This is a genomic window from Brevibacillus brevis, assembly GCF_001039275.2.
Taxonomy (GTDB): domain Bacteria; phylum Bacillota; class Bacilli; order Brevibacillales; family Brevibacillaceae; genus Brevibacillus; species Brevibacillus brevis_C.
This window is the reverse complement of sequence record NZ_CP030117.1, coordinates 5,453,081-5,472,503: the sequence shown is the minus strand read 5'-3', so window position 1 is coordinate 5,472,503 and position 19,423 is coordinate 5,453,081. Positions and strand designations below refer to the sequence as shown.

The 19,423-nt window shown below is 48.2% G+C and carries 17 protein-coding genes and 1 riboswitch; of the genes, 12 read left to right on the top strand and 5 right to left on the bottom strand.

Annotated features, from left to right (window positions below; genetic code table 11):
• The first annotated feature begins 13 nt into the window (after nucleotides 1-13).
• Together AB432_RS26490 and AB432_RS26485 are read left to right on the top strand one after the other, a co-directional pair.
• On the top strand, nucleotides 14-757 hold the full coding sequence (locus tag AB432_RS26490) for a sigma-70 family RNA polymerase sigma factor (RefSeq protein ID WP_235617559.1): 744 nt from the start codon (nucleotides 14-16) through the stop codon (nucleotides 755-757).
• Complete coding sequence (locus AB432_RS26485) at nucleotides 754-2,133, top strand: hypothetical protein (RefSeq protein WP_048034843.1); 1,380 nt, start codon at nucleotides 754-756, stop codon at nucleotides 2,131-2,133. The genes AB432_RS26490 and AB432_RS26485 overlap by 4 nt, the downstream gene beginning before the upstream one ends.
• Nucleotides 2,134-2,216: 83 nt before the next feature.
• Here AB432_RS26485 and AB432_RS26480 read toward each other — a convergent pair whose 3' ends face one another.
• The 4 genes from AB432_RS26480 to AB432_RS26465 form a co-directional block, all read right to left on the bottom strand.
• Nucleotides 2,217-3,623 carry a nucleoside recognition domain-containing protein gene (locus AB432_RS26480; RefSeq protein WP_048034842.1) on the bottom strand — a complete coding sequence of 469 codons (1,407 nt, stop codon included), beginning with the start codon at nucleotides 3,621-3,623 and terminating at the stop codon, nucleotides 2,217-2,219.
• Complete coding sequence (locus tag AB432_RS26475; protein ID WP_048034841.1) at nucleotides 3,601-4,332, bottom strand: FeoB small GTPase domain-containing protein; 732 nt, start codon at nucleotides 4,330-4,332, stop codon at nucleotides 3,601-3,603. The genes AB432_RS26480 and AB432_RS26475 overlap by 23 nt, the downstream gene beginning before the upstream one ends.
• Nucleotides 4,329-4,583, bottom strand: coding sequence for a FeoA family protein (locus AB432_RS26470; protein ID WP_048034840.1), 255 nt, complete (start codon nucleotides 4,581-4,583; stop codon nucleotides 4,329-4,331). Before AB432_RS26470 ends, AB432_RS26475 begins: the two co-directional genes overlap by 4 nt.
• 243 nt (nucleotides 4,584-4,826) lie before the next feature.
• Nucleotides 4,827-5,702, bottom strand: coding sequence for a dimethylarginine dimethylaminohydrolase family protein (locus tag AB432_RS26465; protein WP_048034839.1), 876 nt, complete (start codon nucleotides 5,700-5,702; stop codon nucleotides 4,827-4,829).
• 190 nt (nucleotides 5,703-5,892) lie between these two features.
• Here AB432_RS26465 and AB432_RS26460 point away from each other — a divergent pair, with 190 nt between their 5' ends.
• From AB432_RS26460 to AB432_RS26440, 5 genes are all read left to right on the top strand, one after another.
• A complete protein-coding gene (locus AB432_RS26460; RefSeq protein WP_048034838.1) occupies nucleotides 5,893-6,636 on the top strand; it encodes an IclR family transcriptional regulator in 744 nt (247 codons plus the stop codon).
• A 100-nt stretch (nucleotides 6,637-6,736) separates the two neighbouring features.
• Entirely contained in the window at nucleotides 6,737-8,248 is a 1,512-nt protein-coding gene (locus AB432_RS26455) for a hypothetical protein (protein WP_048034837.1), read from the top strand.
• Between the two features lie 21 nt (nucleotides 8,249-8,269).
• Nucleotides 8,270-8,815: an RNA polymerase sigma factor gene (locus AB432_RS26450; RefSeq protein WP_048034836.1), complete on the top strand. Its 546-nt coding sequence runs from the start codon at nucleotides 8,270-8,272 to the stop codon at nucleotides 8,813-8,815.
• Nucleotides 8,799-10,505 (top strand): hypothetical protein, encoded by a 1,707-nt coding sequence (locus tag AB432_RS26445; protein ID WP_048034835.1) that lies wholly within the window; start codon nucleotides 8,799-8,801, stop codon nucleotides 10,503-10,505. Before AB432_RS26450 ends, AB432_RS26445 begins: the two co-directional genes overlap by 17 nt.
• A gap of 91 nt (nucleotides 10,506-10,596) precedes the next feature.
• Nucleotides 10,597-11,316 carry a DUF421 domain-containing protein gene (locus tag AB432_RS26440; protein ID WP_048034834.1) on the top strand — a complete coding sequence of 240 codons (720 nt, stop codon included), beginning with the start codon at nucleotides 10,597-10,599 and terminating at the stop codon, nucleotides 11,314-11,316.
• Nucleotides 11,317-11,363: 47 nt separating this feature from the next.
• Here AB432_RS26440 and AB432_RS26435 read toward each other — a convergent pair whose 3' ends face one another.
• Nucleotides 11,364-12,617, bottom strand: a complete 1,254-nt coding sequence (locus tag AB432_RS26435; RefSeq protein ID WP_048034833.1) for an ATP-binding protein — start codon at nucleotides 12,615-12,617, stop codon at nucleotides 11,364-11,366.
• Nucleotides 12,618-12,819: 202 nt separating this feature from the next.
• Nucleotides 12,820-12,939, top strand: a riboswitch (SAM riboswitch).
• A gap of 96 nt (nucleotides 12,940-13,035) precedes the next feature.
• Here AB432_RS26435 and AB432_RS26430 point away from each other — a divergent pair.
• From AB432_RS26430 to AB432_RS26410, 5 genes are all read left to right on the top strand, one after another.
• Nucleotides 13,036-14,055: a sugar ABC transporter substrate-binding protein gene (locus tag AB432_RS26430; protein ID WP_048035970.1), complete on the top strand. Its 1,020-nt coding sequence runs from the start codon at nucleotides 13,036-13,038 to the stop codon at nucleotides 14,053-14,055.
• 93 nt (nucleotides 14,056-14,148) lie between these two features.
• Complete coding sequence (locus AB432_RS26425; RefSeq protein ID WP_048034832.1) at nucleotides 14,149-15,639, top strand: sugar ABC transporter ATP-binding protein; 1,491 nt, start codon at nucleotides 14,149-14,151, stop codon at nucleotides 15,637-15,639.
• Nucleotide 15,640: 1 nt separating this feature from the next.
• Complete coding sequence (locus tag AB432_RS26420) at nucleotides 15,641-16,639, top strand: ABC transporter permease (protein ID WP_048034831.1); 999 nt, start codon at nucleotides 15,641-15,643, stop codon at nucleotides 16,637-16,639.
• A 144-nt stretch (nucleotides 16,640-16,783) separates the two neighbouring features.
• Nucleotides 16,784-17,968, top strand: coding sequence for a glycerate kinase family protein (locus AB432_RS26415; protein WP_048034830.1), 1,185 nt, complete (start codon nucleotides 16,784-16,786; stop codon nucleotides 17,966-17,968).
• Between the two features lie 56 nt (nucleotides 17,969-18,024).
• Nucleotides 18,025-19,365, top strand: a complete 1,341-nt coding sequence (locus AB432_RS26410) for an SLC13 family permease (RefSeq protein ID WP_327378100.1) — start codon at nucleotides 18,025-18,027, stop codon at nucleotides 19,363-19,365.
• Nucleotides 19,366-19,423: the final 58 nt, after the last annotated feature.

The following is a 19,423-nucleotide window of genomic DNA, read 5'->3' as shown; positions in this document are numbered from 1 at the left end:
ATTCGTTCTCCTGATGGCCTCCATTACGGCATCCGAGCGACAACGTTTTCATCAGTGGAGCCGAAGCATTGCGCGAAGAACAAACAGCGAAGTAGCCGTTGTGGTAACCACAGCGGTTTCTTTTTGCATTTTCTGTCACCTTTTTGCCGTGGGATGGATCATACCTAATAGCAAGCAATCAACGGATGAGGTGAACGGGTTGAACGAAGCAGAAACAATGCCAGCGAGTCTGGAGGTAACACGGGAAGCCAGACTGAAATGGCTGATGCAGCAATACGGGGAGAAGATTTTTCATCTGGTGAGTCTCACGGTAAAGAATCATGCCTTGGCGGACGATATAACCCAAAACGTGTTTATCAAAGCGTATCGGCATCTCGATCAGTTTCGCGGGGACGGACAGATCAAGCATTGGCTCTACAAGATCGCGATGAATGAAAGCAAAAAGCATTTTCGGTCGTGGTCGTTCCGCAACATTTTTCCGACGATGGATGATCATCTGGGCGACTTGATGGATCGGCAGGCAAACAATCAGGTTGAGGAAGAGATTTTAAACCGGGTGAAGCGGGAAGAGGTCGTCACGTACATTCAATCCCTCGCACCGAAGTACAGGCAGGTTATTCTCCTGCACTATTATGAAGACCTGTCGATTGCGGATGTGGCGGACATTCTCGGGGTTTCGCAGGAGGTCGTCCGTACACGTTTGCATCGCGCCAGGAAGCAATTGAAGGAGATCATGTCGAAGGAGGTAAAAGGATGAGCGACGATCGCATGTGGAGGGAATGGAGTCAATCAGCAAAGCAAACCGTTCGTGAAAAATATCCGTTTCATTTGGAAAAATTCGAGCAGGAAGTACTCACAAAAATTCAGCGTGAGAAGCGTCGCCGTCGCTGGCAGGTAACCTCTTGGGCAGCCGGTTTGGCTGCTGCTGCTACTTTTTGCTTCCAGATTGTTCAGCCCTTTGATGAAAGTTTGTGGGGACTGACTGGTGCAGAGCGAGGCCAGGAAGTATTTGAATGGATCACACCAGATGAAGGTTTCATGCATGCTTTAAAGAACGGCTATCCGATTTTGCCCGAGGTGAAATTGGAGAAGGACGGTTTTGTTTATCAGATCAGGGATGCCATGGTGGATCACAGACGGATTACGTTTACGCTGTTAATTTCCGGTGAAAAGATGGAGGAGATTGCACGGATTCCGGACGAATCGAAAAGAAGCGATATGCTCTATGGGAGTCTTCGTGTAGATTTGGGGGAGCTGAAAGAAATAGGCGGTGCTCAAAAGGATTTTCAATTAATCGATGGTGTGCATTATCTTATCTTCAAACCGAATTACCGAATTGACGAGAAAAAAATGCGGGAGATCATGAATCAGACGAAGCCCGTCCTGCCTGTGCAAATTGTAGATATGCGCAAGAATGGACCAGATGAAGTGGTAGCTGAACTGTTGCTGCCCCTGCCAAAGTCCGTCACTGTAGCAGAGAAAGTCATCCAATCGGACGCAGAAGCAGATGCTGTGCTAGAAACAGACAGCTTGTTGACGAGTCTGAAAGTAAACCAGATTGTAGCTTCTCCGACTGTGATGGAAGCGGAACTGGAAGCTGCTTTGCAGGATGGGTTCGAATTGCATCGCTTGGAGAATGTGAAGCTGGTAGATGGGAATGGAAAGGAATATCCGGCAATGGATGACCGAATCAATGAGAATCTGGAACGGGTTCGAGGCAGTGACAAGTATACGATGCAGTTTATGCCGTCTCTTTTCTTTGGAGACATACCGGAAAAGCTGGAGCTTCGATTCGATGAGGTGTCTGCTTTCAAGAGCATAGAGGATCACTTTGTGCTGGATCTGAATGCCAAATATCCGCAAAGCATTCCGTTTGGCAAGAAGAAACAGTTGAACATAGAAAAGGTCTATTACGACAAAGGCAAGCTTTTTATTGTCATTCCAAACAAGGGACCGGAAGAAATTAACTTGCGCGTAGAAGGCCAGGCCTACAAGGATTTTATTGTGGCAAATAACCTGGAGACCGTTTCGATTGTCTTCGAGGTACCCAAACAGGATACGTACAAAGTAGAGATGAGTGGACTGGAGTTTGAGAGATTCGCCTTGGATGGCGTGATACCCATTACAAAATAAATAGGATTCCACTGGAAGATTAACGAAAAAGCCTTTGCACGAACCAGGAGGTCTGGTATTGTGCAAAGGCTTTTTGCTGTTTTTTACACCCAACCGAGTGCTCTTGCCACCTGGGCAGTCAAGAACGTTACTCCGATCGCAATGGCTAGCGGAATGAGTGCAGAAAGCACCGTCCACTTTACACTTTTCGTTTCCTTGTAAATATTGAACAAGGTTGTGCCGCAAGGATAATGAAGCAGAGAGAACAACATCATATTGAGTGCTGTCAACCAAGTCCATCCGTGCTGCAAGAAGACATCCTTGATGTTGTCGAGGCCTTCCACATCAACCATGGCACCGGAGGACATGTACCCCATCAGAAGGATCGGCAGCACGATTTCATTAGCAGGCAAACCGAGAATAAAAGCCATGAGAATATAGCCATCGAGACCAATGATTTGCGCAAACGGATCAAAAAAGGCAGCCATATGGGCGAGGATGCTGTCCCCACCGACATAGATATTGCCTAATATCCAAGTGATAATACCAGCGGGGGCGGCCACAATGACGGCCCTTTTCAGCACGCTCCACGATTTATCTTTACTTGCGATCAGGATCGTTTTCCAAATCTGCGGACGACGGTAAGGAGGCAGCTCCAGCGTATAGTGTGTCGGTACCCCGCGCAAGGCTGTTTTGGATAGTGTCCAGGAAACCGTAAGAGTGATAATGATTCCGAAAATTACCATACCCATTACGATGAGAGCAGTAGTCAGAGATTGCCATCCACTTGTCGCGCTGGTCGCCATAAATAGCGAAGACAATAAAATCAATGTGGGCCAGCGACCATTGCACGGGACGAAATTATTGGTCAGAATCGCCAGCATTCGCTCCCGGGGTGATTCGATGATCCGGGTGGAAAGGATGGCTGCTGCGTTACAGCCAAACCCCATCGACATGGTCAATGCCTGTTTTCCATGTCCGCCGGCGTTTTTAAACAGACGATCCATGTTGAATGCCACACGCGGCAGATATCCGAAGTTCTCGAGCAGGGCAAAGACTGGGAAAAAGATAGCCATCGGAGGCAGCATGACGCTGACAACCCATGAGGTACCGCGAAAGAATCCGAGAACCAGAATCCCGTGCAGCCAATCAGGTGCGTGTACAGCTTGAAAGCCAGCAGTTAGATAACCCTCGACTACACCGAACATATCGGCGAGCATTCCGGATGGAACATTGGCACCTGCGATCGTGATCCAGAATACTGCGCCTAAAATCGCCAGCATGATGGGGTAGCCCCATATTTTTGACGTCACAATTTTATCCAGCCTATATGCACGAGAAAGCTTTTGCTTGTCTTCGTATGTCACAGCTTCCTTACAAATACTGCGACTGGTGCGGTAAATGTCACTCACAATCGTGTCTCGAATGGCACTTCCTTCCACTGAGTTTTGGGCCGCGGAAAGAAGTGCATCAAGGGAATCAGACGGATTAGTGGCAAACGGTTCGGCCATGGGTCAAAGGCTCCTTTCTTGCCGTTGTAGCCGGATCTTGCATGCGTTCTCTCAATGTGCGCAACAAACTTTCATCTCCATCCAACAACCGCAGAGCGATCCATCTTGTCGGAAAACGGCTGCCCAAGGTTTTCTCGATTTGCGGCTCCAACTGCGCCAGCTTGGATTCAATCTGTTCACTGTAGGTTATCTGTACAGGATTGGGCACGATGGTTCCGTTTGCTACTTTCTCCACCTGATCGAGCAAATTCTCGATCCCGATATGATTTCTGGCGGAGATGGCGATACAGGGAACGCCTAAGCTTTGCGAGATTTTTTCCAGATCAATACGAATGCCCAGCCTTTTCGCCTCATCGATCAAATTGACGCATACGACGACGCGGGGGGTCATTTCCAACACCTGCAAGGCCAAATTGAGATTCCGTTCCAATGAAGTCGCATCCAGTACCACAATGGTGACGTCAGGCTGCTCGAAGATAATGTAATCTCTCGCCACTTCTTCATCCGCCGAGTTGGAATACAAGGAATACGTACCTGGCAAATCGATGATTCGAAAAGTCGTATTTCCCCGAGTGAATTCTCCCTCAGCCATTACGACTGTCTTTCCTGCCCAGTTTCCCGTATGTTGGCGAAGTCCCGTTAATGTGTTGAATAATGTACTCTTACCGGTATTCGGATTTCCTGCCAAGGCAATCGTGTAAGAAGTCACTTTTCTTCACTCCCCACGTACTCTCCGAATATGAGGGAGCTTTCTTCTTTGCGCAGGGCGATGATCGTGTTATTAACCCGAAAGGCAATGGGATCGCCTAGCGGACTTTTTTGCATGACTTCCACGATGTTGCCGGGGACGAAGCCGAGGTCCAGCAATCGCCTGCGCAGTATACCCTGAACGTCAATACGATCCAGACAGATGTGGCTACCAATCAAGGCATCAGACAAAGGAATGCTGATAGATGGCATGATGTTCACTCTCCTTTTTCGTTAAGGACAAACTGTTGGCTTAGGGCAAAAATGAAGGTAAAAAAAAGTACACGTAGTCAATATCTTCATGATTTTAGTTTAAGGTAAGATTCTTTCCTGGGCAACAAAGTTTTTGCTTAAGGAAACTTTTTGGTCATAGAAAAACTGCACCGCCAATTGTTCATGGTATCTAACAATGGAGGTACAGTTCATTCTTGATGGTGTATCGCGTTTATCTAACGGCTAGATTCTTTCCACCGGGCTTGTCAGGCAAGTAGGCCCACCAGTTCCCTTGTAAGAAATCTCCTCGCCCTCATACTCGTATATAGTCGCACCTGCGTCGAGAAGGCGTTGCTTGGTAATCGGGTTGCCTGCCACGACCATGCACATACGCGGCGCGAGGGCGAGAACATTGCTACCGAGATTATCGTACTCATGATCCGGTACCTCGATTAACTGTATGCCTCTGTCGATGAGCAGTTGGCGGAAAAATACAGGCATCAGCTTGGAGTAGACGACTGCCAAATCATGATCGACCATGCTGATAATCGACATCAGATGCAGACATTCCGCAGGACCGCGATCATACGGGAGCTGTACAACGATGATTTCATCCGTGAAATCCTTGACCATTTCCGTAATTTGAGCGATTGCCGCTTCGTTCGTGCGGAAGCCAAGTCCGATCGCGAGCGTTTTTTCATCCAGCCAGACGAGATCGCCGCCATCTGACAAGGCATCGCCTGTGAGCTGTCCCAGAATCGGGATATTGTTTTCTTCTAAAAAGCTCTTGTATATTTCTGCTTCTCCCTGACGAAGCTCCTTGCCAGATTTGAGGATGATTGCCCCTTTGGAAGTAAATTTCACCGGGTCGTGGGCGTAAATGGAATCCAGTCCGGTTTTATCGGATTGTGGCAAGTGCAAGACGTTTTCTACATGCTCGCGCAAAATCGACTCGAATTTGGCGTATTCATGCAGAGCGCGGTCCCAGTCAGGTCGGTCTGTATAATTGAAGGTTTTCCACGATTGATCGAGATGTTCTTGGCTGATAAATGCTTGATGGGGATGCTTGATGATGACGGTTTTCATCTTTTTGACCATGGATTGGCTGCCTTGGAACATAGTTGCCTCCCTTTTTCCACATTGCAGAATATTATTCATATTTCGAAATGTTCACCATTAGTTTACACATTCTGATTTCTGACTGTCAATCTGTGATTCCTTCCTGGAGTTTTTTTGCGATTCACAAAATTGGAGCAAATGGTTTAACATAGTTTCATATGAGAAGATAGATAGAAAAGGGGGGATGACCGTGATTCAATCGTTTGATCGAGCGATGGCGATTGCAACGGTACTTTCGTCGGATGAACATAGAAAATGGTGGACGATCAATGATTTAGCGAAGGAATGCCAGCTCCCGGTCAGCACCATCTATCGACTGTTGTACACGTTGATGAAGCATGGACTGGTAGAGCAGGATGCTGCGACCAAGCAATATACGTTGGGGATTAAATGGATGGAGTTCGGCTTGCGGGTGCTCGATCGGATCGATTATCGCAAAGTGATCAAGCCGATGATCGAGGAGCTTGCCAGAGAAGTGAACGAAAGTGTTTATTTCAGTCAGCCTAGCGGTCTCGAATCTATTGTCGTCGATCGCGTAGACAGTCAGCACAATATCCGCATCTACGACCAGTTGGGCTTGCGGATTCCGATGCATATCGGTGCGGCTAATAAAGTCGTGCTGGCCCACATGCCTGTGGAAGAAGCCAGACAAACCGTAGTGCAGCTCGTGGGTGAAGAGCAGGTGCCTGCTTTTATGGAGAAGCTCCAGGAGATCAGAGCAGCCGGTCATGCGGTCAGTTTTGCGGAGCGGACGGAAAATACGGCGTCCGTCGCTGCACCTGTGATTGATTACACCCAAAAAGTAATCGGGGCATTAAGCATTGGAATTGTCACGTATGATTTGAAGGAAGAACGGCTCCAGTATTTGATTGAACGGGTAAAGGATGTCGCTCACAAAACCTCGCAACGGCTAGGCGGCCTGTCAAAGGCTTGACTGGCCTTTTTTTATTTTGATTTGCTTGTAACATTTCCCTTTTACTTCCGACTATTGGGCTAAGAACGTAAAAAAAGAGGAAGCCAGGAGGAAATTCAAAATGAAACCATACGCAACCAAAAAGCTGATGATCACAGTAGGAGCTGCTGCTTTGCTCTTCTCGAGCCCATTGTGGGTTTCGCAACCACAAGTAACTGTACAAGCCGCGGCAGCCAAATCGACGCAATCCCAATTGAGCAAAGTCGTTCAAAAAACCGTAGACAGGCTGAGCAAACACTACCCGGAATTAAAAAATGCGGAAAAAACTATTTCACGTAACAATCAGATGCGAGATGTCTTCCACATCCAATTCCGGATCTTCAGCAACAAGGAACGGACGAAGGTATCGCTGTATGCGGACGCCAAAATCGATGCAAACAACGGTACGCTGCTATCTTTCTCTGCACGGGATATTCCTAGAAAGAAACCGACTGCACGTCCTATGGAAACAATGGGAAAAGAAAAAGCGCCGATTATTCTAAAGGAATTCATCGGTGACGCCATCCAGCAATACCAAATGGATGAGTTCACAGTCGATGGTGAGGGTGCAGAGGCCGTAGCAAACGTGCGCTTTGTCCGTGTCGAGAATCAGATTCCGGTAAAAGATGATTTTTACGTAGTAGCGATCAATGGAGCAGGCGAGCTAGACTATATAAACGCAGGAGACACGACAGGATTGCAGATGGACGCAAGTAAATTCGGCGCTCCGTCAGGGGTTAAGAAGCCAGACGAAATCAGCAAACAATTAGAAGACATGCTCCAACTCAGCTATGAGCAAAAAGCAAGAGACATAAACGCTGGCTTTCGCCCTGTTTATAGCCCGAATTTCTCTGGATATCTGGATGCACGATCAGGAGCCGAGGTAGAGTCCGGATGGACCACGAAAAATAAGTACGGGAAACCAATCATGGTAACGCCTGGAAACCAGCGGGTCTTCGCCAAGACAAATGAGGAGATAGCCACCGCACTCTCTACTTTTATTCCGTTGCCTGAAGGAATTGTGTTTAAAATGACCAAAGGTGCGCCAGTTGTCGAAGGGGAAAAGGAGTATGATGCCATGGTTGGCAACAAAAAGTTCTCGGTGAGGACAATGAATGATCGGATTGTGTACTTCCATGTATATGAAAACTCAACAAAGCAGAAGGTGCTTACAGAGGCAGCTGCCGAGGAAAAAGCAGTGGCGTTTCTGCAACCGTTTGTAGACGCAGAAGTAACGGAGCTGGTACCACAAATGATTAACAGAGAAGTAGGCCAGCAAACGTTTCTCTTTTTCCCTGTACACCAAGGGATTATGGTAGGGGGCCAGACCTATTTGGTGAAAGTGGACATGCATACGGGAGATGTTGTATCCGCCAGCTTTCCTGTAGCTACTGGTAATTTACCCTATGATGATGCCTCCAATGTCGTAGGCCCCGAGCAAGCCGTACAAGCATTGTTGAAAGCTAATCCGCTTACACTGAGCTACGTATTTCCTTCTGCTAACGGACGATACCAGGCAACACCTGTCCTTGTCTATGAACAAAAAGAAAGAAACGGAAGGATTGATGCGGTAACGGGTCAATCCATCAAGTAGGGAGCAGGGAGAGGAATTCCAGTGCAGGACACCATTGATTACGAAGCGCGGATCAAAGCGATTTATCGCGAGCACTACCGCGATGTCTATCAATATCTCTACTACTTTACGGGGAAGCGCGAGCATGCGGAGGATTTGACGCAGGAAGTGTTTATCCGGGTCTTGGACGCTTTGGCCAGATATGAAGAGCGTTCCAGTGTGAAGACATGGATTTTGCATATTGCCAAGCATGTCGCCATCGATGATTACCGGAAGAGGCGGGTGCAAACGCTTTTTGGCGTGGAATTGTTAAAAGGGCTGCCTTCTCTTCTGGGAAGGCCGGAAGCGGAGCTGGCTTCCAAGGAAGAACAGATGGAAATTGAGCAGGCGATGCAGAAAATGAAGCCACATCATCGGAATGTACTGATTTTGCGTGGCATCAAGGCCTACAGTATTCGGGAAACGGCAGAAATCCTCGGAACAAGCGAAACCAAGGTCCGCGTAGATTTTCACCGGGCCACAAAAGAACTCAAAAAAGTTTTGCATGTCGACTGGATAGGAGGGATGGCTAATGAATACTCCAAATGACGAGCAATTCTTCGCGGCTCTCCCCCGGTCAAAGGATGCGGAGCCGAGTAGTGAATTCGTCGAAGCGTTGGAAGCAAAGCTGGTGCAACGGGCGCGGGCAAAAACGAATCGCCAAAAACGAATCGTCCTCAAGCTGGTGACATGGACGGTTTCCGCTGCAACGATGGCAGCAGCAGTATGGATGATGGGTGTAACCCCGGAGTTATTCACGCAATCTCATTTTGAATCGCAAGCCCATTTGGTACCGCGCTCCTTCTCATCGACAGAAATACCAGAAAGCGAGCTAAGCCAAGCGGCGATTAGAACGCTGGAAAAGCTGTACGAGAAATATCCTCCTTTTCGGGAAGCGGAAAAGAAGGTCTACGTAACGAAAGCTCCTCGAGAGGTGTACGACATAGATTTTCGCACGTTCAGCAACAAAGAACGAACAGAAGTGTCTCTATATGCCAGAGTGAAGTTGGACACCAAAAGTGGGGTCTTACTCGGACTCGACCTGGAAAAGATTCCAGAGCAAGAGAAAGTCGAAGGAGCGCCTTCTAAGGAGAGAACAGAGCAACAGGCGAAGGCATTTATGGAACCGTTCCTGGGCAAAAAGTTAGAACAGTATCGGATTGAACCATTAGATGGGCAAGAGGGAGCAGATACCGTTTCGCATGAAGCCGTCCGATTGCAACGTTACGTGAATGACGTGCAGGTAGAAGGAGATAACTATGTGATCGGCTTGAGCGATGTCGGGCATATTCGCTATATCAATTCAGGGGATTCAACGGGAATGAACCTGGACATTGGGCAGTTTCCTTCCATAGCTGAGCGGTCTTTACCGAAGAAAACGGAGGGCGGACTTGCAGAAGTCATGCAACTGACGTACCAGAGAGTTGGGAAGAAGGACGTGGACTACGTTCTTCGCTACAGGGAAAACTTCTCCGGGTATCTCGACGCTCGTACTGGCAAGGAAGTGAAAACGACTTTGTGGCGCGGGGAGTCGTTTAGCGACAGTATTGCCGTCAAGCCAGGAGGCAAGAAGACAATGGTTGCATCGGCAAAAGAGGCTGCGGCTGCTATGGAGTTCTTCGGTCAGAAAGTGGAGGGCTTCACATTTACCGGGAGTAACGTGCCCGAGTACATGATGGGAGACAACGAACGGGAATACCAGGCCAAAAAAGAAGAGCGATTCATGCAGCTGACCACCGTGAACAATCGTGCAACAGCGTTCAAGATATCTTATCCTGAGCTGCGAGAAGGTGATCCGACACGTACCGTCGCAGAATTACAGGAGCGAGCGATCTTGTTTTTGGAGCCGTATTTGGATTCACAGGTGAATACTGTTCGGATGCAGGAGCAAATGTATGTGATGGGCAGACAGGTTGAATTGAACTTTGTCCGAGAAGTAAACGGCGTAATGGTGCCGGATCAGTATTACAAAATCACGCTTGACGGGCAAACAGGAGAAATTATCGGGGTCAATTTGACATTCCCGCTTAAGCAGGAGACCTTTCCAGATGCGTCCAAGGTGATTTCAGCGGAAGCGGCGGCACGGGTTTATCTCCAACAAAATCCGCTCAGTCCTCGCTATGTATTCCCGCTTGAAAACAATAGGATTCAAGAGCAACCGGTCTTGGTCTATTCGGCAGAGATATTGAAAAGCAACGGGGATGTAGATGCCAGTACGGGAGAATGGCTGCCATACTAAAAAAGACACACCAGGGGGAGACTCCTGGTGTTTTGTTTTGCATAATGCCTTCCCAGAAATTGCATAGTAAAGCGTGAGGGGAGGGGAAAATGTGGAAGGATTCGGAGAAAGCATGATGGTCATCGGGCGCGTATGTACAATTATTCCTTTATTACTGCTGGTCACCTTGTTCATGGGCAAGCGTTCGATTGGGGAGCTGCCTGTTTTTGACTTTATCATCATTATTACTTTGGGATCAGTGGCAGGGGCTGACATTGCAGAGCCAGATGTCCGGCATATTTCGATTGCAGTAGCAGTTTTGACGTTGGGTGTCCTGCAACGGGTCGTATCGCAGTTGTCCATTGTCTTTCGCTGGTTTGGCAGAATGGTGACATTTGAACCGACCGTCATTTTCTCCAACGGGAATTTTCACGTCAAAAGCATGAAAAAAATCCGCTACTCGCTCGATAATGTTCTCCATATGCTTCGCGAGAAAGACATTTTCGATCTGGCAGAGATTGATTTGGCTATTATCGAGGCGAACGGTCGATTGACAGTGCTTAAAAAAGTAGAGCAGCAGGTCGTAACGAAACAGGATATAAACATACAGACATCTTCTGCGGGAATGTCGCTGCCTGTCATTGTGGAAGGCAAAATTTATCCGGATGTGCTGTCATACCGGAACCGCGATGAGCAATGGCTTGTGCACGAATTGAAGAAAAAGGGGATCGCGTCCGAACAAGTCTTTCTCGCAACGATCAATCGCAAAAATAAACTGCTGTACACCTTAAAAAACGAAAAAGAACCACAAGTACCTCCGTTGCATCATTAGCTATCGAATGGAAAAAGGCACAGTTCCTCTGCAAAACCTGCATGAAGTTACTGTGCCTTATACGGGAGCATAATGGTGAACTTGGTTCCTACTCGTGGTTTGCTTGATACATTGACCGTTCCGCCAATCGCATGAATGACATGATAGGAATACGTCAATCCAAGACCGGTCCCAGTTGTCTTCGTAGAAAAGTAAATCGTTCCGAGGCGGCTGATCTGTCCTGCATCCATACCGATACCGTTATCCTTGATGACCAAAACGGCTTTGTTTCGCTCGATGAGCAAGTCCAAGGAGACTTTTCCGTCCGAAATATCCGAGCACGCCTCGATGGCATTTTTGATGAAATTCACCAACACTTGCTTGAACTCGTCTGGATTGGCCTTGATCGTTACAGGTCTCTCAAAGTCTTGCAGCGTAAGCTCCACGTTATGCATATTGGCAAAGGGGAGCATCACTTCGCGGATGGCATGGAGATGCTCGCTCACATTAATGATCTCATGCCGTTCCTTGAGTGGCTTGGAAATCGCAAGGTACTCGGTCAAAATGGCTTCTGTCCGTTGGATTTCGTCGAGACTGATGCGAATGTATTGATCGACTTTTACCAAATTTTCCGGACGTTCCTGTATTAATTTCAAGAAGCCTTTGACAGCTGTCAGCGGATTGCGAACCTCGTGTGCAAGCGATGCAGCAACATGGCTCATCGTCTGGATTTTTTCATTTTGCGCGTGGCGAATAAACAGCTCCTTATCCGAAACGCATTTGCTGAAAAGCGACATTAATAACCAGAGGCCGAAAAAGTTTTGAATAGGAATCACTATGGTGTAGTAAACGAGGTGTTGAGTTACATACGTGGGAAAAAAGTAATAAGTAGTCCCTAAAGCAACCGTTGAAAAAATCGCACTCGTCATAAAAAGATACAGTGTTTTCCGATAACTGGCTTTATAGTGTCGATACAAAAAGAGTGACAAGACAAAATTGACTGTAAGGATCAGCATGGCAACCCATGTTCCTTCGCCACCTAGGTAGTACCGATAAACCAAGGCTTCAATCAGAAGGAGCAAGGCAATCTCGATTCCGCCATAAACCAGTCCGAAAAGAATGATGATGTGTCGGATATCAAAAAACATGCCATTCGTGACGCTCGGGGCGAAGGTCATCGCGAGAAACATGCAGGCTGAGCTGGTGATGACAATAAAGGAACGGCTGTAGTTCCTCATTTTGTCACGGTAATAGATGTTGAAAAACACAAACGGGATAATGGCGAAAAACCATTGAAGAATGACTTCTTTTAATAGACTCATGTAGCATCCCCATCGCAAATATTTGCTAGGCTTGTATCAATCTACGATAATTCGACAAGACACAACAAAATCCCTCTTGATGTTACATAAGAAACTGGAATATTTATCAAGAAAATTCTTTCGGTAAACCTAGTTGACAGATAGGTAATTGCCAGATTATATTCTGTATATACTTATACAAACGTTTTGAAAATAGAAACTACTCTTATCAAGAGAAGGCTGAGGGAATGGCCCTATGAAGCCCGGCAACCTAGCACGAGAGAATGCGTTCTTTCGAGCCAAGGTGCTAACTCCAACAGGTAGAATACCTGACAGATAAGAGGCGAGAATCTTGTCGATTTTTGTCCTCTTTCTCTGTGAAAGAGGATTTTTTGCTTTTGTCATCTGTTATCAAAAAGAAAAAGGGGGAACATTTGTGATGAAAAAGAAACTGGGATTACTGACTTCACTTGTTGTGGCTGCGTCTGTTCTCGTGACGGCATGCGGCGGAGGAACAAGCACCGGAACCGGCAGCACGAACCAGCAGGGCGGAGAGAACGCAAAGAGAATCGCATTGATCATGCGCCAAAACGTAGGGACGTTCTCCGCTCAATACATTAATGGCGTGAAGACAGAGGTGGAGAAAAATGGCGGCGAGTTGACTGTATTCAACGCAGATACCGATCTGGCAAAAATGGCGTCCAACCTCGATGCGGCTGTGAATCAAAAGTTTGATGGCATTCTGATCGACCATGGTACGGCAGAAGCGTTGCAGCAGGGCACGCAAAAAGCCGTGGATAGAAAAATCCCGGTCGTTCTGTTTGATACAGACATCAACATTCCAGGCGTGCCAGTAGTGGCGCAGGATGACAACAAATTGGCAGAGCTGAGCCTGGAGAAGCTGGCGGCAGATACAAACGGCAAAGGCAACATCGTAAAAATTTGGGTAGCTGGCTTTGCGCCGATGGAAAAACGCCAAGTCACGTATGAAGCTTTCCAGAAGAAATACCCGGACATAAAAGAGATTGCGGCATTCGGTTCTGCTACCAACAATACGGCACTCGATACACAAACGCAGATGGAAGCGATCTTGAAAAAGTATCCGAACAAAGGCGACATCACAGCAGTATGGGCGGCGTGGGATGAATTTGCCAAAGGGGCGACACGTGCCATTCAGCAAGCAGGCCGTACGGAAATCAAAGTATACTCCATCGATTTGAGCGATGAAGATCTGCAAATGATCCAGGCGGAAAACTCTCCGTGGACAGCGACGGCAGCGGTAGACCCATCCAATATCGGACGCATTCATGCACAAACCGTGTTCCAAAAAATCAAAGGCGAGCAAGTACCAGATAACGTGAAGCTGAATCCAGTGCTGGTGAAACAGGCAGACCTGCCGAAGGATAAAAAAGTAACGATGGGCGACCTGTCCCAATACGTAAAAGAGTGGGGCAAGTAAGAACCAAATTGGCTTTTCCCGTTGAGCTGTATCCGTCAACGGGATTTTTCCTTATAGAGGTTGGAATACGCAGGTAAACAGGAGGTGTGAAAAATGTCCACATTGCAGATGAAAGGGATGGCGAAGCAGTTTTCCGGGGTTCCTGCTCTGCGATCCGTCGATTTCGAGGTGCGCGCAGGAGAGGTTCACGCTCTCCTCGGTGCCAATGGCGCGGGAAAGAGTACCCTGATGAAAATCCTCACGGGAGCGTATCAGGCAGATGGCGGTACGATCACCATCGATGGACAGGTCGTGACGATCAATTCGCCGCAGGACGCCAAAGCACAGGGCATTCAATGTGTATATCAGGAAGTGGACACCGCCTTGATCCCGTATTTAAGCGTCGCTGAGAATATTTTACTCGATCAACTCGTCCAGGCGAAAACCAAGGGACTGATCAACTGGCAGAGCTTGTACAACGAATCAGAGCAGATTTTAAAAAACTTCGGCTTCTCTATTCCAGTGAGGATGCTCGTTGAAGAATGTACGCTATCAGAAAAGCAATTGATTTTGATTGCACGGGCGACCGTTCAAAAGGCGAAGTACGTCATTTTCGATGAACCGACAGCGCCGTTGAGCACGAAGGAGAGCGAGCGGCTGTTTCAAATCATTGCGCAGTTGAAAAAAGCTGGGGTCGGAATCATTTATATCTCCCACCGCCTGCCGGAAATCTTTGAAATCTGTGATCGGATCACCATCATGCGCGATGGACAGCATGTCGTGACCACAGACACGGCGAAGACCAATATGGACGAAGTGATCGCGAACATGCTGGGTAAAAGCTTTGACGAGGAGTTCCCAAAGCTTGCAGTGCCGATTGGCGAAACGATTTTTGAGGTATCAGGAGTGGCTGGCGGCAAAGTACACGGAGTCGACTTGCAGGTTCGCGAGGGAGAGATCGTGGGTGTCGTCGGTCTGGTTGGGGCAGGAAAGACTGAGCTCGCCCGATTGCTCTTCGGTGCAGATGAGGCAAAGGCTGGAGCCGTTCGACTGCATGGAACACGTGTCCAACTGCGCTCGCCAAAGGACGCCGTCGATGCAGGAATCGTGCTCGTCCCGGAGGAAAGGCGCAAAGAAGGCATTTTCGTAGAGGAGTCCGTGCAGAACAACCTGTCTGTCGCCTCATTGAAAAAGAAGTCCTGGCTTGGTTTTATCAAAAGAGGGACAGAAGCGGCTAACGCAAGAGAGCTCGTGCAGCGTCTTGGTGTAAAAACAGCCGATATCAAGCAGTTGGTCGGTTTTCTCAGCGGCGGAAACCAGCAAAAAGTCGCTATCGGCAAATGGCTGGACACAAACGCTTACCTCTTTATGTTTGACGAGCCGACAAAAGGGGTGGATATCGGCGCGAAAAGCGATATTTACCGCCTGATCGGAAAGCTCGCCGAGCAGAAAAAGGGTGTCCTGTATTTCTCCTGTGAGTTTCAGGAAGTTATCGGGATCGCTGACCGGATTCTCGTCATGTTCGAGGGCAGGATCGTGAAGGAATTGAGTCGCGAGGAAGCAACACAAGAGCTGATTATGTACTACGCAAGCGGAGGTGAGTAACGTGGCAGATAAAAAGTTTAGCTTATTTGATTTTGTTTATAAATACGGAACGGTTGCAGTTATTGTCATTGTCATGTTGTTATTCAGTTTGACCAACCCGTATTTCTTCACGTACGACAACTTGACGGACATTCTTCGCTCCATCTCGATTGTGACATTTGTCGCGATTGGCGTTACGTTCTCGCTGATTGTTGGAGGCTTTGACTTGTCTGTAGGATCGACGGTTTCATTGACCACGGTCGTTTCTGCTTCGATGATGGTTTGGTACGAACAAGGAGTCTTCATGACACTGGTTGTTCCGATTGTACTCAGCTTGCTCGTCGGGCTGGTCAACGCTTTCCTGGTCGTGAAAATTCGCATTCCTGATTTGCTGGCTACTCTGGCGATGCTCTACATCGTCAATGGCATTCATATGACGTATTCCCAAGGCTACTCGATCTACGCAAACATGCCGATGCAGGACGGCTCACAGGCTCCGGGAAAATTTCAGGAATGGTTCCTGTGGCTGGGCCAAGGAGAAATTCTCTCCGTACCGGTTCCGGTTATCCTGACCTTTTTACTTGTCGCGATCACGCATGTGTACCTGACCTATACGAGACAGGGACGGATGCTGTACATGACAGGCGGTAATTTGGAAGCAGCCCGTCTGTCGGGGATTCCTGTAAATCGTTATCGTACCCTGGCTTATGTGCTCTCCGCTCTTTTTGCAGGCTTGGGCGGGATGCTCTTGGCAGCGCGGATTGGCACCGGACAGGTGAGTAGTGGCGGCTCCATGCTGATGGATGCAGTAGCGGCTGCTTTCGTAGGCTTCTCCGTTTTCGGCGCAGGAAAGCCAAATGTATTCGGTACATTTGTGGGAGCGATCCTAATCGGGGTGCTGCTCAACGGGATGACGATGCTCAATCTGCCGTACTACGCTTACGATATTATCAAGGGGACGGTACTGGCGCTCGCATTGGCTGTGACCTATTATCAACTGCGCAGAAAACGAAACGCTTAGAATCGTAACGTTCTTCTCGCTTTTCTCTCATCAATTTCTCATCTTCCTATTATTCCCTTCTCTTTTTTGAAGCTTAGTATTGGTCTTACTCAAGTGAGACTAATGCGAAAGCAAATTCAAATAAAGAGAAGGGATGTTGTTTTTATGCGTATACTCGTTGTGCCTTCGGGCTTTAAGGAAAGTTTAGATGCCGAGCAAGCAGCAGAGTGCATGAAAGAAGGAATCCTGCGCGTACTCCCGCTCTCCCAAGTGCAGACACTGCCAATGGTAGACGGGGGAGAAGGCTTTACAAAAGCGATTGTGAAAATTTCGAATGGTTCGATTATCGAGATGGAAGTAACGGGCCCCGTAGGAGAAAAGGTTCCTTCCCATTTTGGGATATTCGGATCAAAGACGACAGGTCAAACGGCTGTGATCGAGATGGCGGCAGCAGCGGGACTACGACTGGTTCCAAGAAGCTTGCGTGACCCGCGCAAAACGACGACACATGGCGTCGGTGAATTGATCAAAGCGGCGCTGGACATGGGGGCAGATCGTATTTTGCTAGGCTGCGGCGATTCCGGTACTTCCGATGGTGGGGCAGGCATGGCGCAAGCACTTGGCGCTAAATTTTTGGATGCAAGCGGTCGAGAAATCCGTATTGAAGGCGGAATCTCGTTGGCAAACGTAACGAAAATCGATGTTTCCGGCATGGACAAAAGACTTAAGCAGGTGCAAATCGATGTGGCTTGCAACTGGTTTAACAAGCTGTGTGGGGAAAACGGAGTCGCTCGCGTGTTTGGCCCGCAAAAAGGAGCAACGCCTGAGCAGGTCGTTGAGCTGGAGGAAGCACTCGAACAATTCGCGGCTATCATCGAGCGGGATTTCGGTATCGATGTCAGAGAAATGCCGGGCAGTGGTGCATCAGGTGGCTTGGGTGCTGGTTTGCATGCGCTGACGGGTGCGAATCTGTATCCACGCTACGACATCATCATGAAGTACATTGATTTGGATCGGATGCTTCAAGAGACAGACCTTGTATTTACGGCGGAAGGCAGTATTGATTTTCAAACACCGCGAGGAAAAATTCCAGTGGAAGTGGCAAAGAGAGCGAAGAAGCATGCTCTGCCAGTAGTGGCGTTGGTGGGGACTGTTGGGAAAGGTGCCCGACTCAATTATGAGCACGGAATTGATGCGTACACGAGTATTTTGCCGATGCCGTCTACGTTGGAAGAAGCGTTCATGCATGCGCAGAAATGGCTGACCGATTGCTCGGAAAGCTCCATGAGAACCATCATGGTCGGCCTACAACTCGCAAATCGTTTAATGGAGAAGGAGCAAGTATCGTGATTGCACAGACTGTTGCAAAGGAAAGACCTGCCTGGGTCCTTCCGATTGTCCTGATTATGTTCGTGGAATTACTGCTTATGCTGCCGTCATCCCTGACATTTGAAGCCAAATGGAGCTTGTTCTGCTTCTGTGTCGCCGTGATTCTGTGGACGACCACCTCGCTGAACTCCGCCTATGTAGCGATTGGCTCCGTATTACTCCTCGTCGTGACAGGTACGGCTGACCAGGAAATTTTGTTCGACTCGCTTGCCTCCGATGTTATTTGGTTAATGATTGGCTCATTCATTCTCGGTGGCGCTCTTCAAGTGACAGGCTTGGCAGGCAAACTCACAGATCTGGTCGTAAGCAAGGCAAAGAATGTCAAAAGCTTGTTTTGGCTCTTGACGGTCGTCGTTCAATTTCTCGGATTCTTTATCCCGTCTACTTCTGGGCGTGCAGCGGTGCTTCTGCCTGTTTTCCACTCGCTGACCTCAGAAATCGGGAACAAGCAAATTACGAAAGCCATGGCGATCCTGATTCCGACGATTATTTTAGTAACGACGAGCTCTACTATGATCGGAGCGGGTTCCCATTTTATCGCCCTCGATATGCTGAAGGAGTTCAATGGGGAAGGGATTAGCTTCGCAGAGTGGCTGTTGTGGGGACTGCCGTTCGGAGTAGTAGCCAGTATCGTTACATGCCGGATTGTGCTGGCTCTGTTTCTCACCAAAGAAGAGATGCAGCGCCCACTCGCGAGCAAAAAGCTTTCTCTCACCTTGTCCCGCAACGAAAAATATACGTTTGCTGTGATCGGGGCGATGGTCATTTTCTGGCTGACAGAGCGTTTTCACGGAATCGAGATTGCTACCACGACAGTCGTCGGTGCCTTTCTTTTGACACTCCCCAATGTGGGCGTCATGAAGTGGAAGGATGGCGTTCAGTCTGTCTCATGGAACCTGATTTTGTTTGTAGGGGCAGCCATTGCACTCGGAAAGTCGTTGTTGGAGAGCGGCGCGGCAGAGTGGATCATGAAGAAGCTGTTCACGATTACCGAGCAGTTGGAAGGGGAATCGTCGCTGTTGATCATTGTGGTCATTACTTTGCTGACACTGACCTCCCATCTGTACATTACATCGCATACAACGAGAGCCGTCATTCTGGTTCCGCCGCTTCTCTACTTTGCGAGTAGCCTCGATTTAAATGAAGTGACCGTGTTGTTCGTAGGAATCGTCGGCATGAACTACTGCCTGACCTTCCCTGTCAGCTCCAAAGCATTGCTCATGTTCCAGGAAAGCGGCATGGAGACCTTTTTGCCTAAGGATTTGCTGCGGTTGAGCTTGTATGCTGGTGTGGCCCACGCGATCCTGATGGTTGTCTTTTATTACGCGTACTGGCAGTGGGTGGGTTTATCAATATAAGTAAAAAATTATATCTTTCGTACGGATTACTCTTTGATCCACAGCCAATATTTGCTAA

What these genes read in the sequence shown, in the direction of transcription:
- AB432_RS26490 (WP_235617559.1), top strand. Translation starts at nt 14, where the DNA reads ATGGCCTCCATTACGGCATCCGAGCGACAACGTTTTCATCAGTGGAGC.
- AB432_RS26485 (WP_048034843.1), top strand. Translation starts at nt 754, where the DNA reads ATGAGCGACGATCGCATGTGGAGGGAATGGAGTCAATCAGCAAAGCAA.
- AB432_RS26480 (WP_048034842.1), bottom strand. Translation starts at nt 3,623, where the DNA reads ATGGCCGAACCGTTTGCCACTAATCCGTCTGATTCCCTTGATGCACTT.
- AB432_RS26470 (WP_048034840.1), bottom strand. Translation starts at nt 4,583, where the DNA reads ATGCCATCTATCAGCATTCCTTTGTCTGATGCCTTGATTGGTAGCCAC.
- AB432_RS26465 (WP_048034839.1), bottom strand. Translation starts at nt 5,702, where the DNA reads ATGTTCCAAGGCAGCCAATCCATGGTCAAAAAGATGAAAACCGTCATC.
- AB432_RS26455 (WP_048034837.1), top strand. Translation starts at nt 6,737, where the DNA reads ATGAAACCATACGCAACCAAAAAGCTGATGATCACAGTAGGAGCTGCT.
- AB432_RS26445 (WP_048034835.1), top strand. Translation starts at nt 8,799, where the DNA reads ATGAATACTCCAAATGACGAGCAATTCTTCGCGGCTCTCCCCCGGTCA.
- AB432_RS26435 (WP_048034833.1), bottom strand. Translation starts at nt 12,617, where the DNA reads ATGAGTCTATTAAAAGAAGTCATTCTTCAATGGTTTTTCGCCATTATC.
- AB432_RS26430 (WP_048035970.1), top strand. Translation starts at nt 13,036, where the DNA reads ATGAAAAAGAAACTGGGATTACTGACTTCACTTGTTGTGGCTGCGTCT.
- AB432_RS26425 (WP_048034832.1), top strand. Translation starts at nt 14,149, where the DNA reads ATGTCCACATTGCAGATGAAAGGGATGGCGAAGCAGTTTTCCGGGGTT.
- AB432_RS26415 (WP_048034830.1), top strand. Translation starts at nt 16,784, where the DNA reads ATGCGTATACTCGTTGTGCCTTCGGGCTTTAAGGAAAGTTTAGATGCC.
- AB432_RS26410 (WP_327378100.1), top strand. Translation starts at nt 18,025, where the DNA reads ATGTTCGTGGAATTACTGCTTATGCTGCCGTCATCCCTGACATTTGAA.